At 51.8% G+C, this 15484-nt stretch carries 11 protein-coding genes; 8 read left to right on the forward strand and 3 right to left on the reverse strand.

Annotated elements, in window-relative coordinates; all coding sequences use genetic code 11:
• Positions 1-22 precede the first annotated feature (22 nt).
• Positions 23-1654 (forward strand): CTP synthase, encoded by a 1632-nt coding sequence (locus ABJI30_RS12330; RefSeq protein ID WP_348016991.1) that lies wholly within the window; start codon positions 23-25, stop codon positions 1652-1654.
• Positions 1655-1760: 106 nt separating this feature from the next.
• On the forward strand, positions 1761-2447 hold the full coding sequence (locus ABJI30_RS12335; protein WP_348016992.1) for a Crp/Fnr family transcriptional regulator: 687 nt from the start codon (positions 1761-1763) through the stop codon (positions 2445-2447).
• A gap of 163 nt (positions 2448-2610) precedes the next feature.
• On the opposite strand, the gene ABJI30_RS12340 is transcribed toward ABJI30_RS12335, so the two are convergent.
• Positions 2611-3090: an Hsp20 family protein gene (locus tag ABJI30_RS12340; RefSeq protein WP_348016993.1), complete on the reverse strand. Its 480-nt coding sequence runs from the start codon at positions 3088-3090 to the stop codon at positions 2611-2613.
• A gap of 475 nt (positions 3091-3565) precedes the next feature.
• On the opposite strand from ABJI30_RS12340, the gene ABJI30_RS12345 reads away from it, so the two are divergent.
• The 5 genes from ABJI30_RS12345 (at position 3566) to ABJI30_RS12365 (ending at position 11329) form a co-directional block, all read left to right on the forward strand.
• Positions 3566-4816 carry a lipoprotein-releasing ABC transporter permease subunit gene (locus ABJI30_RS12345; protein ID WP_348016994.1) on the forward strand — a complete coding sequence of 417 codons (1251 nt, stop codon included), beginning with the start codon at positions 3566-3568 and terminating at the stop codon, positions 4814-4816.
• On the forward strand, positions 4809-5495 hold the full coding sequence (locus ABJI30_RS12350; protein WP_348016995.1) for an ABC transporter ATP-binding protein: 687 nt from the start codon (positions 4809-4811) through the stop codon (positions 5493-5495). The genes ABJI30_RS12345 and ABJI30_RS12350 overlap by 8 nt, the downstream gene beginning before the upstream one ends.
• Positions 5496-5596: 101 nt before the next feature.
• Positions 5597-6070: a glutathione peroxidase gene (locus ABJI30_RS12355; RefSeq protein ID WP_348017817.1), complete on the forward strand. Its 474-nt coding sequence runs from the start codon at positions 5597-5599 to the stop codon at positions 6068-6070.
• Positions 6071-6165: 95 nt separating this feature from the next.
• Positions 6166-9675 carry a DNA polymerase III subunit alpha gene (gene dnaE, locus ABJI30_RS12360; RefSeq protein WP_348016996.1) on the forward strand — a complete coding sequence of 1170 codons (3510 nt, stop codon included), beginning with the start codon at positions 6166-6168 and terminating at the stop codon, positions 9673-9675.
• A 46-nt stretch (positions 9676-9721) separates the two neighbouring features.
• Positions 9722-11329: a long-chain fatty acid--CoA ligase gene (locus tag ABJI30_RS12365; protein WP_348016997.1), complete on the forward strand. Its 1608-nt coding sequence runs from the start codon at positions 9722-9724 to the stop codon at positions 11327-11329.
• A 1-nt stretch (position 11330) separates the two neighbouring features.
• Here the strand turns inward: ABJI30_RS12365 and ABJI30_RS12370 are convergent, their stop codons facing one another.
• Together ABJI30_RS12370 and moaB are read right to left on the reverse strand one after the other, a co-directional pair.
• Positions 11331-12431, reverse strand: coding sequence for a PA0069 family radical SAM protein (locus ABJI30_RS12370; RefSeq protein WP_348016998.1), 1101 nt, complete (start codon positions 12429-12431; stop codon positions 11331-11333).
• A gap of 59 nt (positions 12432-12490) precedes the next feature.
• Positions 12491-13018, reverse strand: a complete 528-nt coding sequence (gene moaB, locus ABJI30_RS12375) for a molybdenum cofactor biosynthesis protein B (RefSeq protein ID WP_348016999.1) — start codon at positions 13016-13018, stop codon at positions 12491-12493.
• A gap of 112 nt (positions 13019-13130) precedes the next feature.
• Between moaB and ABJI30_RS12380 the strand changes: the two genes are divergently transcribed.
• The gene (locus ABJI30_RS12380) at positions 13131-15482 is read left to right on the forward strand and encodes an ATP-binding protein (RefSeq protein ID WP_348017000.1); all 2352 of its coding nucleotides are present in this window, start codon (positions 13131-13133) and stop codon (positions 15480-15482) included.
• The last annotated feature ends 2 nt before the right edge of the window (positions 15483-15484 follow it).

A 15484-nucleotide genomic window follows, 5' to 3' on the forward strand; every position in this document is an offset into this window, starting at 1 on the left:
TAGGTCTTAAGCCTCTCCTCCCATGGCGCGATATATTTTTATTACCGGCGGTGTGGTCTCCTCACTAGGCAAAGGTCTGATGGCAGCGAGCCTTGGCGCGCTCTTGCAAGCTCGTGGATATTCAGTTCGAATCCGCAAATTGGATCCCTATTTAAATGTCGATCCAGGCACCATGTCGCCCTATCAACATGGTGAAGTCTATGTGACTGACGATGGAGCGGAAACCGATCTCGATCTGGGTCATTATGAACGGTTTACCGGCGTTCCGTCACTGCAATCTGACAATGTGACCTCTGGGCGAATCTATCAGTCGATTATCACCAAGGAGCGTCGAGGAGACTATCTGGGTGCCACCGTGCAGGTCATACCGCATGTCACCGACGCCATTCAGGAATTTGCCGAAGACAAGCTCGATGGCATCGACTTTGTTCTTTGTGAAATTGGCGGAACAGTCGGCGATATTGAAAGTCTGCCGTTCATTGAAGCGATTCGGCAATTGCGCAATAAAGTGGGCCGCGAAAATGCGATTTCGGTGCACGTCACGCTCGTACCCTATATTGCGGCCGCCGGAGAATTGAAAACCAAACCGACGCAACATAGCGTAAGGGAATTGACATCGCTGGGTATTCAGCCGGATATCCTGCTGTGTCGCTGTGAGCATGATTTGCCGGATGGTGAAAGAGCGAAAATTGCACAGTTCTGCAATGTTCGCAAAGAAGCTGTGATTCCGGCTCTGGACGCCAGCAGTATCTACAACGTTCCTCTGCAATATCATGAAGAAGGGCTCGATGCCGAGGTTTTGCATGCCTTTGGGATAGATGATGCACCAGAACCGGATTTGGCGCGCTGGAATGACGTGATGGAGCGCATCGAAAATCCGGAAGGCGAAGTCATTGTTGGCGTGGTTGGAAAATATGTGGGCTTGCAGGATGCTTATAAATCTCTTCAGGAAGCGCTTTTCCATGGCGGGCTAGCGAATCGGGTAAAGGTTCAAGTGCGATGGCTGGATGCGGAACTTTTTGAAGATGACACGGCGCTTGCGGCCAAGTTAGAGCCCTTGCACGCCATTCTGGTGCCGGGTGGTTTCGGCGAACGTGGCAGTGAAGGCAAAATCGGATCCGTCAAATTTGCGCGCGAACATGATGTACCGTTTTTCGGTATCTGCCTTGGCATGCAGATGGCGTGTGTCGAAGCTGCCCGCAATATGGCCGGGATCGACGCTGCTTCGACTACTGAATTTGGCGAAACCAAGGATCCCGTTGTGGGACTGATTACAGAGTGGATGACCGAAGAAGGCCTGCAAAAGCGTGAAGCGGGCGGCGATCTTGGCGGCACGATGCGGTTGGGCGCGTATGATGCGCGCCTGCAACAGGGGTCGAAAATCAGCGAGATATATGGATCGTCAGAAATCAGCGAACGTCATCGGCACCGCTATGAAGTCAACAAGACCTATGTCGAGCAACTGGAAGAAACCGGCTTGATCTTCGCCGGTATGTCTCCGGACGGTGAGTTGCCGGAAACAGTTGAGCGCCCCGATCACAGCTGGTTTGTCGGCGTACAATATCACCCTGAACTCAAAAGCAAGCCATTTGAGCCCCATCCGCTCTTCGCTTCGTTTATTGCTGCAGCGGTAAAACAAAGCCGACTTGTCTAATTTGTCCAATCTATTTTACCTGAAGTGACTATTGTCACATTCAAGTAGTGAGAAATGGTTATCCGTTTATTTACTGATTGCAGGAACCAGGGTTGGAGCAGAAAACGTGAAAGCCGAAGAACTTGCGAACATATTGGCGGAGCACAGCTTGTTCGCCGATTGTGATGAAGCGGAATTGGCCGATATCATATTGCGCGGACATTTTGTGCAATATGAACGGGGAGATGAAATGATCATGCAGGGAGATCCGGGTAACTCGCTACTGATATTGCTATCAGGCAATGCGCGTACCAGCATGATCGCCAGCAATGGCCATGAAATCGTACTGGATTATGCCGAACCCGGCCAGGTTCTGGGTGAAATTGCGCTTTTAGACGGGGGAGAAAGAACCGCCAGCGTAACCGCAATTGAACCAACAACCGCTTTGACCATCACGCGAGCAGCTTTTGAAGAAATTTTGAAAAAGCACAAAAATATGGCATTACGGTTACTTAAGGTCATGGCGACACGCATAAGAACTGCCAATACCATGATCGAGGGAGATCGTGCCTACACGTCTGGTCCTAGATTGGCGCGGTATCTCCTGAGGCTTTCAGTGGTTGGTGCGGAAGAGGGGCGCCTTAAACTGGATTTGAGTCAGAGCGAACTCGGCAACTTTGCCGGAATGTCGCGGGAACATATTAATCGGCAACTTTCAGCCTGGTCGGAAGACGGCATTGTATCGGTTGAAAGCGGGAAAGTGCGGATTTTGAATCACGCGACACTTTCCAACATTGCCAATGCGGATTCTTGATTGAAGTTGGCCATTTGCGACCCGGGCTAATTTCGTCAAGAGTGACACCAAGCGGGTGTCAGGGGCAGTCAGATCCTCATCTGGCTGCCCCATTTTTTTGCATGATCCTCAAAAAAGGCAACCTGAGTAAACGGCTGCCTTTTCCAGATAATTTTGGCGGTGCCTAAGCCGCTTTGCCTTCGGATTCAGCGCGCTTGTCGACGATTTTTGTGACGTTGCTTTCCTGGTTAATCGCGATTTTTTGCGGCTTCATGGCATCAGGAATTTCTCGTACCAGGTCGATGACAAGCAAGCCATCTGCCAGTGCCGCGTTGTCGACGCGGACAAAATCAGCAAGTTCAAAACGGCGTTCGAAATTGCGGTTGGCTATCCCCATGTGAAGGAATTGCTTCGCTTCGCCATCTTCGACGTTCTTGTTGCCGGCAACCAGCAGCAAATTTTGCTGGGCGGTTATCTCAATTTCGGCATCCTTGAATCCAGCGACGGCAAGCGTAATCCGATAGTGATCTTCACCGCTGCGTTCGATGTTGAACGGCGGGTAGTTTTCAGATTGCTGCGCGCGGGCATTATTCTCAAGAAGATCGAAAAGCCGGTCAAAGCCTACGGTTGAGCGGCGATAGGGGGTAAAATCAAAACGGTTCATATCTTTATCCTCATGTTGAGCAATTAAAGTGATGGATCCGATAATCGGCATCCGGGACAATTCACGACACCCAAATGGCGTGTCGCCCAACCAAGATATGATTAAGTTCAAAAATTTCAAGACCGACGGGAATGCAGGCAGCGTGACAACAAAAACGCCCGGAATCATTACTGATCCCGGGCGGTAATGGTGACGAAAAATCGTCCCCCTGTTTTCCTTTCCTATTCGCTTCTGCTTGTCCCCCAACATGCAGTGGAACCAGAAAGGATCCCTGAACCATGACCTTTTGACGGCATTTGATTCTCGACGTGTTTGGTCATGATTGTTCGTCTTGTCATGCGAATTTTCATATATTTGAAATATTCGTTCAGGCTTGTGTCATATCAGCAACAGCATTTTAACCAGTTACATACTTGTTTGTATCGCTTTGCGACCCTAAAGCCACATAAGATTTCCTGAGGAAGAACACACCAACATGCTCCTTTCCCGATATGAATGGGTTATCGCGAAACGCTACCTTTTGCCCGGAAAAGGCGAGGGGTTCATATTTCTGGTTGCGAGTATCAGTCTGGTGGCCGTGATGCTGGGCGTAGCTGCCCTGATCGTTGTCATGAGCGTGATGAACGGGTTTCGTGCAGAGCTTTTTGATAAAATTGTCGGGTTGAACGGTCACGCTGTTGTGCAGGGCTATGGCGGGCGCTTGCCTGATTGGCGCGATTTGCTGGAAGATACGCGAAACACGGAGGGTGTGGTTTCGGCATCCCCGCTGATTGAACAGCCTTTATTGACCACATTTAACGGCCGGGTTGAGGCGGTTCTGGTTCGCGGAATGCTTGTACCGGATATCATCGACAACGATACGCTCGACGGAAAGACGATTGCCGGAGATCTCGGCGCTCTTGAGCCAGGTGCAGGGCGGGTCGGAATTGGCAGCAGGCTGGCAACCACTTTGGGAGCACAGGTCGGTAGCAGGATAACAGTCATAAACCCGCAAGGGCGTTCCACACCCTTCGGTACTGTTCCGAGAGAGATATCCTACGAAGTGGCAGCGATATTTGAAGTGGGTGTCTATGATTATGACAAGGCTTTTGTCATCATGCCCATGGAGGATGCGCAGACGTTGCTCCTGCTCGGCGATCAGATAGGCATGATAGAAATCAAGACGGTAGATGCAGACAATGTTGGTGAAATTTTGAGCCCATTGCTTCCGAAAGTAGCGGATCGCGGGGTCGTAACGGACTGGCAATCGATGAACGCATCATTGTTTGAAACGTTGCAAGTCGAACGTGTGGTGATGTTTGTGATTCTGTCCATCATCATATTGGTGGCGGTGTTCAATATTCTCTCTTCCCTGATCATGCTGGTACGAGCAAAAACCAGAGATATCGCAATTTTACGCACGATGGGTGCAACGCGAAGTTCGCTGACGAGAATTTTTGTTGTTGTCGGAACGACGATCGGCACGCTCGGCATTGCGGCAGGAATCGTCCTCGGACTGATCGCGATATATTTTCGTCAGAGCGTGATCAATTTTGTGCAGATGATCACCGGCCAGAATTTGTGGGATCCCTCGATCCGGTTTCTGACAGAGTTGCCGGCAAAAACAGATCCGATGGAAGTTTTCGGGATCGCTATGCTGGCTCTGCTGTTCAGTTTTCTGGCAACGCTCTATCCGGCCTATAAGGCGGCGAGTACCGATCCAGTGCAGGTGCTTCGCTATGAGTGAGAACAGCAACGACAAAGTAGTTAAATTGCGCGATGTCAGACGCAGTTTTTCGCAAGGAGATGTTCAAATCGACGTTCTGAAAGGCGTTGACCTGGACATCCGGCCGAACGAAATTGTGGCGCTGCTGGGTCCTTCGGGGTCGGGAAAGTCTACACTGCTTCAGGCAGTTGGATTACTGGAAGGTGGCTTCGAAGGGTCGATCAAACTCGCCGGTGAAGAAACGGCACAGATGTCCGCGAATGGCCACACAAGGATTAGGCGGGAGTTACTGGGTTTTGTGTATCAATTCCATCATCTGCTTCCGGATTTTAGCGCCAAGGAGAATGTGGTGATGCCGCAACTCATTGCCGGAGTATCGCAAGAACAGGCCGATGAGCGCGCCGATATATTGCTATCGAGTCTGGGACTGGAAAAGCGTCTTGATCACAAGCCAAGCAAATTGTCTGGCGGTGAGCAGCAGCGCGTTGCAGTGGCGCGGGCGTTGGCCAATGCTCCAAAGCTCGTTCTCGCTGATGAACCTACCGGCAATCTCGATGAAGCGACTGCAGATATTGTTCTGATGGAGTTGATGGCGCTTGTCCGGGACGAAGGCAGCGCGGCGTTGATTGCGACGCACAATGAGCGTTTGGCCGCAAAAATGGACCGCGTGGTTCGCCTGCATGATGGAGTTTTAGCTTAGCGTTTTCAACGCGCAAGTCAGATTGTCTTTGACTTTTGGCTGGTGAATATCGATCTGGTTACCAGAGAAAGCAAATTAATTGCAAAAAATGGGGCGCATTGATGCAAATTACAGAGTTTGAAGTGAAGCAGGCCGATGGATCGGATATCGATCTTGCCAAATACAAGGGCAAGGTTCTGTTGATCGTGAACACAGCTTCAAAATGCGGATTCACGCCGCAATATGAAGGACTGGAAAAATTGCATCAGGAATATGCAGGCAAGGGCCTCGAGATACTGGCGTTTCCATGCAATCAGTTCGGCAATCAGGAGCCAGGCGATGCAGAAGAGATCAAGAATTTCTGTAGCCTCAACTATGACGTCAGCTTCCCTCTCATGGCGAAGATTGATGTAAATGGCGGCGATGCGGATCCACTTTGGAAATTTCTGAAGTCAGAGAAATCAGGCCTGCTGGGCTCCCGGATCAAATGGAATTTCACAAAATTTCTGGTCGACCGGGATGGAAATGTCGTGGCGCGGCATGGACCGGCGGTGAAGCCCGAGCAGTTAAAAAGCGAAATTGAAGCACTACTTTAGCAAATTACCAAACTTGCTGTGGAAAACTGGTCGATAGTTCTCGATCGTCGCTCAATAAATTGGCAATATTCCAGAGTTCGTCTTAGGCTGGGCCTATGTCACAGATTCCGTTCGTCCATCTACGCGCTTTTTCAGCCTACACGATCCTTGATGGCGCGATGGAGCCAAAAGCTATTGGCGCGATTGCAAAGGAGCGGGAGTTTCCGGCAGTAGCGCTGACCGACAGAATCGGGTTGTTCGCATCCATGGCATTTGATGATGGCTGTCGTGCCAATGGCGTGCAGCCGATAACCGGCTGTATGCTGCGCGTGTCGCGGCCAAATCAATCCGGAAGTGACAAGCCTGTGCTGGATTGGCTCGCTCTCTTTGCACAAAACGAGCAGGGTTATCAGAATCTCTGCCGGCTGGTCTCTGCCTCTCATCTCGAGCGACCTGTTGAGCTGGATGCACATATTCCCCTGGAAATGCTGGAGACCCATAATGCAGGGTTACTCGCGCTGACTGCTGGAGGAGAAGGCGCCGTGGCCCGTCTGGTTGCCGAAGAACAGCAATCGGAGGCCGAAAGCTATCTTTCCATCTTGCAGGATTACTTTCCTGACCGTCTCTACATCGAACTTTCGCGCCGAGAAGACCCGGTTGAAATGGCCGCGGAGGCGGGCCTTATACGTCTTGCTTTGGATAGGGACATCCCGATGGTCGCAACCAATCCAAGCTGTTTCGCAGACCCCGGATTTCATGAAGCACATGATGCAATGACTTGTATTGCCGGATCTGCCTATGTCGAGAATGATGATCGGGACAAGCCTTCGCCCCATCTCTGGATGAAAAGTGCCCTCGTCATGGAGGAGCTTTTTGCTGACATTCCAGAGGCGCTCGAAAATACGGTCACAATCGCGCGGCGATGCGCATTTTCACCGCCACGCCGCGACCCCATTTTACCCAGTCTGGCCGGTGACTTGTCTGGTGAAGCCGCGCAACTGCGAACCGATGCAATCGCCGGTCTCGAGGCAAGACTGAAGCATGCCGAAATCCTCGATGACGACGAAAGAAAAGCCTATTTTGACCGACTGGATTTCGAGTTGGACGTGATTATCAACATGGGATTTCCGGGTTATTTTCTGATTGTTGCAGATTTCATTAAATGGGCCAAGGATCAGGACATTCCAGTGGGTCCGGGCCGTGGATCAGGGGCTGGTTCAGTTGTCGCCTGGTCGCTTACTATTACCGATCTCGATCCGATCAAACTCGGCCTGCTGTTCGAACGCTTTTTGAACCCGGAACGTGTTTCCATGCCGGATTTTGATATCGATTTTTGTGAAACCCGTCGTGGTGAAGTGATCCGGTATGTTCAGGACAAATACGGAAAAGGCCAGGTTGCCCAGATAATTACGTTCGGAAAACTCAAGGCTCGCGCGGTTTTGCGGGACGTGGGGCGCGTGCTGCAGATGCCATATGGTCAGGTTGACCGGCTCACAAAACTTGTCCCCAACCATCCGACAGATCCCTGGGATTTGCAACGTGCATTGAATGGCATTTCCGAGTTGGCACAAGATTACAAACAGGCAGATGTAAAGCGTCTGTTTGATCTTGCGATGAAGCTTGAAGGGCTGCCGCGACATAGTTCCACCCATGCCGCCGGCGTGGTAATCGGCGATCGGCCGCTGGACGAGCTGGTGCCGCTTTACCGTGATCCGCGATCTGATCTTCCGGTCACGCAATTTGACATGAAGTTTGTTGAGCAAGCAGGGCTTGTGAAGTTCGACTTTCTCGGACTCAAAACCCTGTCTGTTCTGAAAAAGGCCATAGAATTACTGGCAGAACGCGACATCGAAGTCGATCTCGAGACTCTGGATTGGGATGATCCCAAAGTGTTCGAGTTACTTCAGCGCGGCGACACTGTTGGGGTTTTTCAGCTTGAGTCGGAAGGTATGCGGCGCACTCTGGCGGCAGTTAAACCGACAAACTTTGGCGACATTATCGCACTCGTTTCCTTGTATCGACCGGGGCCGATGGACAATATCCCGCTGTTTGGGGACCGCAAGAACGGACGGGCAGAAATTGCTTATCCCCACCCGCTTCTCGAGGATATTCTCAAGGAAACCTATGGAATCATTGTCTACCAGGAGCAGGTGATGCAGGCCGCTCAGGTGATCGCCGGATACTCCCTAGGTGAAGCGGATCTGTTGCGTCGGGCAATGGGCAAAAAGATTCAGGCGGAGATGGATGCACAGCGCACCCGGTTTGTGGAGGGGGCAGCCGCCAATGATGTCGGTCCTCAGCAAGCCAATGAATTATTTGATCTGATTGATAAATTTGCTGGATATGGCTTCAATAAAAGCCACGCAGCTGCTTATGCATTGCTCGCCTATCAGACCGCCTGGCTCAAAGCGCACTATCCCCATGAATTCTATGCGGCCTCGATGTGTTTTGATATGCACCAGAGCGAAAAGCTCAGTATATTTGTCGATGACATGAAGCGACTGGAGGTAACTATTCTTCCACCTTCAATCAACCGGAGCCGGCCGTATTTTGCTGTGGAAGAGCAGGAAGGCTCTTTGCTCGCCGTTCGATATGCGCTGGCCGGCCTCAAGAATGTTGGTGAAAAGGCCATGCAAGGTCTGGTTGCAGAGCGATCGGAAAATGGAATTTTCCAATCGATTGATGATTTTGCCAATCGCATAGATCCGGCGGGCATGAACAAACGCCAGATAGAAAGCCTAGCCGCAGCCGGAGCGTTTGACGATATGGAACCTGATCGAGCCATAGTGCACGGTGGTGCGGACATGATATTATCGGTTGCGAACAGTGCCGCAGAATCCCGAACCAGCGGGCAGGGAGGGCTGTTTGGTGACGGTGGTGCCGGGGATATGCAGGCAATCCGATTGCCCGAGACTGATAGCTGGAACCTGAATGATATCATGGTCCGGGAACGCGATGCTTTCGGGTTCTATTTTGCATCACACCCTGTTTCGCAATATGCTGCGGTGACATCCTCTCACGGGGCGTTGACTTTTGCAGCGCTATGCGATGAGGGGCCGATCACCGAAGGCCAGCGTAAACCTGCAGTAATGGCGGCATTGATAGAGGGTGTACGTTGGCGAGAAAGCAAAAGGGGGAAGCGTTTTTTGCTGGCTGATCTCTCCGATAGCAGCGGGCAGTTTTCGGCCAGTTGTTTTGAAGAAGACCAATGTGAACTGTTAGCTGATCTCGCCAAAGAAGGCGGCTGCGGGCTGCTGAATGTCGAACTGGATCAACGTTCGGAAGATGAAGATCCCCGGGTGGCCATTCGACGCGTGCAAGCACTTAATCTTCTTGAAAAAACCACGCGCACGAGAATGGATCTCGATATTGTTGATCTGGACGGTTTGCATGAACTGGCCAATTTGCTGGCGCCGTTTGAGGGTGGTAAAAGTGAATTGGTCGTCCGTGTACCGGGAAACAATGGCAACGCCATTGCGGTGAGTCTGGGCAGGTCTTTCCATCTCGATGCCAAGGTCGAAGAGATGCTGGGTCATGTCGAGGGTCTGGAAAATATCCGATTGGGGCCCGCCGGACTTTCAAGACAAACGACAAGAACCAGAGCGAATTTAAGACTTGTAAGCTGAACAAAATCCGGCAAACATTCAAAAAAACAAGTTTATGGAGAATCCTATGGCCGGTGCAATGCAAGCCAGTGCGCTCAAAATCACCAATTTGATAGATCATGCGGCGCGCGAACATGGCACGCGCGAAATTGTCAGCTACTGGGCGGACGGATCAATCGGCCGGACAGACTGGGCTGGAATAGGTCTGGAGGCGCGGAAATTTGCACAGGCTTTGAAACGATTGGGAATAACCAAAGGTGACCGGATCGCGACGATTGCAATGAACCATGCCCATCATCTGATCAGCTGGTATGGTTCCGCCGGCATAGGCGGCATTTTGCACACCGTGAATCCACGCCTGTTTGAAGAACAGCTTGTCTACATCATCAATCATGCAGAAGACCGCGTGCTGCTGTTTGACAAGATGTTCACCCCGATTATCGAAATGTTGAAGCCTCAATTGAAGACGGTTGAACATTATATTCAGTTTGACGGAGAAAAAGGAAACTATCCAACCTTCCGTGAACTGGTCGATGCCGAAGATGGAAAGTTTGACTGGGTGGATGTGGATGAAAACGACCCTTGCGGGCTTTGTTACACCAGCGGCACAACCGGCAATCCGAAAGGGGTGTTGTACGAACATCGTTCCAACGTGATTCATGCCATAACCGAGGTTCAGCCCGACATCATGAATCTTGCGACGCGGTCGGTTATGCTACCGGTGGTCCCCATGTTTCACGCCAACGCCTGGGGATTGCCCTTCGCCTGTGCAGCTGTGGGCGCAAAAATGGTCTTTTCAGCGAGCAATGAAGCGCCTGTCCTTTGGAAACTGATCCGCGAAGAGGGCGTGACGCACAGCGCTGGTGTACCAACTGTCTGGCTATCCATGTTTGCGGACATGGACGAGAATGGCGGCGATTATGGCGATCTGCAAGTCATTACAATAGGTGGCTCTGCCTGTCCGCGGTCGATGATCGAGCGTTTCATGAAGAATGGCATGCGCGTGGCCCATGCATGGGGAATGACTGAAACATCTCCGATCGGAACCGCCGGTTCTCTTCCCGCCAATTGGGATGAACTGGATTTCGATGCGCAAGTTGATGTGATCTGTAAGCAGGGACGTCCGCCATTTGGAGTGGAATTGCGGGTTGTCGATGACGAGGGCAATATATTGCCCCGCGACGGCGAATCCAGCGGGACTCTGGAGATCCGCGGGCCATGGATAATCCAGCGCTACTATCGCGCCGATGAAGATGCCGTGGAAGATGATTTGTGGTTCGATACCGGAGATGTTGCAGTGCTCCATCCCGATGGCACGATGCAGATTACCGATCGCGCAAAGGACGTGATCAAATCTGGAGGCGAATGGATCAGTTCGATCGAACTGGAGAATGCGGCGGTAGGCTGCCCGGGAGTTGCAGAAGCGGCGGCCGTAGGAGTTTATCATCCGAAATGGGATGAACGGCCCATGCTTCTTATTGTGAAAAAACCAAATGCTGAAGTCACTCAGGATGACGTGATAGCCTATCTGACAGACAAGGTAGCAAAATGGTGGTTGCCCGATGAAGTCAAATTCATCGACGAACTACCGCATACGGCAACCGGCAAGATCTTGAAACGCGAGCTCCGCCTGGAATACAAGGATTATAAACTAGCTAGTCTGGCGGATGCTTAGGCTAGAATAGTTCCATTTGACTGCCTGGCATGACGGGCCTGATGAAAAGGTCTGTTCGCAGTTTGAATTTGCCTTTTGAGAGCCCGTTTTTGCGCGCAGCCAACGCAGTACGTTTGTGAAGCAATGCGGCCCAAGGTCCTGACCCTTTCATGCGGCTATGGAAATTCGGGTCGTTTTTCCTGCCATTGCGCATTGAAGCGACAATGTTCATCACCTTTGCTTTCCGGTCGGCAAAATGTGCATCCAGCCACTCTTCGAACAGGGGCGCCACTTCATGTGGCAATCGTAGTGGTATGGTCGAGATGCTTGTCGCTCCGTTCCGGGCAGTGGCCGCTGCAATAGCCTCAATTTCGTGATCGGTCAGACCGGGAATGACCGGGGCGATGTTCACATGGACATAAATGCCGGCATCGCTCAACATTTTGACGGCAGCCAATCGTTTGAAAGGAGACGGCGCGCGTGGTTCCAGTGATCGCGCGATTCTCTTGTCCAGGGTTGTGATTGACAATGCGACAGCGACCAGTTGTTGACTGGCGAGCTCGGCCAAAAAGTCGATATCATCCAATATTCTGTCAGACTTGGTTGTGATGCCAATGGGATGACTGGTCTCCAGCATGACTTCCAGTATTGATCGCGTGATGAGATAGCGTTTTTCGACGGGCTGATACGGATCCGTATTGGTTCCGATTGCTATCGGTGCGGGCCGATATTTAGGTTTTGCCAGTGTTCTCCTCAACAACATGGCCGCATCTGGTTTGGCAAACAATTGCGTCTCAAAATCCTGTCCGGGGGAAAGATCATGATAGGCGTGGGTAGGGCGGGCATAACAATAGACGCATCCATGCTCACAACCTCTGTAAGCATTTATCGAGCGGTCGAACGGCAAGTCGGGCGAATTGTTAAAACTCAGAATCGATTTGGGATACTCGATAGTGACTTCGGTTCGAAGCTTTTGAAGCTTTCCATCGATTGCTTCTCGCGCGTCGAGCCAATCTCCATCCGGCGTTCTGCCCGGTACGTTGAATCTGGCGCTGTCATCGTTACTAACGGCGCCGCGTCCCTTGGTTGCAGGGCGCGACGGAGAGGGGGAAGGCTCGGTCATTCCCCTCTTGTATCAGAAGAACATTAAGAGAACAAACAATCTGTTTTGGCTTGAGAGGTTTACTTCTCCAGCAAACGCGGCATCAGTTCGACAAAGTTGCAAGGTCGGTGCCTGCTATCCAGTTGCGTATCCAATATTCCATCCCACCCATCCTTGACGGCGCCGTTTGATCCCGGCAGGGCAAAAATATAGGTGCCCCGTGAAACAACCGCGCAAGCGCGGGACTGAACAGTCGAAGTCCCGATGCTCTTCATGCTGAGCCAGCGGAACAGCTCACCAAATCCGGGAATATCCTTTTCTTTCACGGCATCCAGAGCTTCGGGAGTGATATCGCGCCCGGTAAGACCTGTCCCGCCAGTGGTGATTACTGCATCAACTTGCGGATCATTAATCCATTGATCCAGTTGTTCGACTATTTTGCTTTTCTCATCACGGATCAACGCGCGGTGGGAGAGTTGATGGCCTTTGGCTGCAATGCGATCGGCAAGAATATCACCGGATGTATCTTCTTTGAGCGACCGTGTGTCTGACACTGTCAGAAGAGCAATATTTATGGGCTTGAACGTCCGGCTTTCGTCGATTGGCATGGAAGGGCTCCGTTTTTTAAGCTGTCTCTATAACGCATATTGGCCAAGTTTTTGAAACCATAAAGAATAGGGGCTTTTCGCAGGCGAAGTTACAGTCTAGTCGCTTTGGTTAATGACGAATGTGCCCGATCTTACCGCTGTCATTCTGGGACTAATTCTGGCCGCTTGGTTGGCTGCTGCCGCATGGGCGGTCTGGACCGGATTGTCGATGAAGAACAAGGCGCAGGCAACAATGCGCCAATCTGGCCGGCTGGGGCGGCTTCTCGAGACATCACCTGCCTTGCCATTGCTGGTGCGATCGGACGGAAAGCTTGAAGCATCGCAGCGGCTGATGCATTGGCTGGGGATTGATCACCTGCCGGCCCATATATCCGAATTGAGTGCACCAGATGCCGGGATGAGCCGGGAAGATCTTGAAGCCTTGTCTCAAGACGTAAATCTTGCCCAGAAATCAGGTAAAAGTTTTGTTCGGGCCATCAAGGTAGCTGGGTCAGACAAGGCGCTGCTTGTCAAAGGAGGGTTGGCCGATCAGAAAATTGCTCCCAATGGGAGCGCCTTGCTGTGGATTTTTGACGCGACAGACAGCGAAGGTCAGATTGAAACTCTCCGTATCGAGAACGAAACGGCACGAGCAGCTTTTGATGCGCTGTCGGCGCTGATTGAATCCGCACCGGTGCCGATGTGGCACAGGGACAAGGAATATAAACTTACGCTGGTAAATAGCGCATATGTGTCGGCGGTTGATGCAAGAGACGGTGCGGAAGTTGTTGCCGAAGGCATAGAGCTTATCGAAACAATTGACGGAATCAGTCCGACAGATGCTGCCGCGGAGGCAATGCAGCGGGGCGAACCCCATGAGCGGGTTGTGGCGACCACCGTTGGCGGCCAGAGACGAATGACGCATGTCGTCGATGTTCCGCTTGGCACTTCCGGGATTGCCGGTTACGCCATCGATATTCAAGAACTGGAGGATGCCCGAAAAGAACAGCTGCGATTCAGTGAATCCCAACGCGACATGCTCGACAAGATTTCAGCTGGTGTTGTCCAGTTCGATGCCGACAAATCTCTGAAATTCTGCAATCTGCCCTTTCAGCGCATCTTTTCCATGCGGCAACAATGGATATCCGAACGACCGGAATTTCCGCGCGTTCTCGACCGGATGCGAGAGATGAACCGGATCCCGGAAGTGCGCGACTTCCCCGAATGGCGGGAAGAAAGAACACACTGGTTCCAGTCCAAGGACTCGATTGAGGAAAACTGGCTGCTGGCCGATGGTACCCATCTGCGTGTGTTGGCAAACCCGACACCGGACCGGGGGCTGCTGGTTATTTTTGAAGATCGTACCGAACAGGCGCAACTGGCCAGTGCGCGAGATATTCTGCTGCGTGTCCGGACGGCAACTTTTGACAATCTCTTCGAATCGATTGCGGTTTTTGCAGCAGATGGAAAACTCAACATCTGGAACCATCAATTCGCGAATAACTGGCAACTGGAAGAGGAAGATCTGGCGAAACATCCGCGGGTCGATTCCCTGATGCAGAAAATGGCAGGACAATTGCGGCAACCCGCGCGTATTTCCGAAGTGCGTGAAATGGTGCGCACAGCGACTTCTGACAGGGTTCAACAAATTGGGCGAATTGCATTTGAGGACGGGCGAAAATTTCAGTTTGCCGCAATCCCCCTGCCTGATGGAAACGCCCTTTTTACAATGCTGGATATTTCGGACAGCAACAAAATCGAGCAAGCATTGCGCGAACGAAATGAAGCGCTGGTGGAAGCGGATTCGATCAAGGCCAGTTTCCTTGCCAACATGAGTTACGAATTCCGCACACCGCTTACTTCGATCGGAGGATTTGCGGAGCTTCTCGACAATGATGTTGCCGGACCCTTGACGGATCAAGGGCATGAATATGCACGGGCGATCCTCCAGTCAGTCAAGCGTCTGGGCATGCAGATCGACAATGTCCTGGACCTCAGCCAAAGCGAAGCAGGCGCCTTGCCGATCGCCAAAGAGAAGGTCAATCTGAACAAGCTGGTGGAACAAGCAACCGGGCAGTTCACCGATGAGTTTAATGCGATGAACATTGAAGTCGAACTTCAATTGGACGAAACACTCGGGTCGGCCCTGGCCGATAAAAAACGCCTCGGTCAGGCACTCTCGCAGATTATTGACAACGCCGTTCGCTACACCGGTGAGAACGGACGGATACTGATCAACGGCAGCGGCAACGTGAAACAAGCCGTCATTCATATTTCTGATGATGGTCCGGGGATGACCGCAGGACAGCAATCCAAAGCTTTTGACAGTTTTGCCCGCTCTCGCAAACAGAAGACCGAAGACAATCCCGGAGGGCTTGGTCTTCCATTGGCGCGTCAGCTGGTTTTGGCGCATGGCGGGGATCTGACTTTAACTTCCGAGCCCGATCAGGGCACACTGGTATCCATCTATCTTCCGAGGCAATAGCG

The organism is Parasphingorhabdus sp., assembly GCF_039968395.1.
Lineage (GTDB): Bacteria > Pseudomonadota > Alphaproteobacteria > Sphingomonadales > Sphingomonadaceae > Parasphingorhabdus.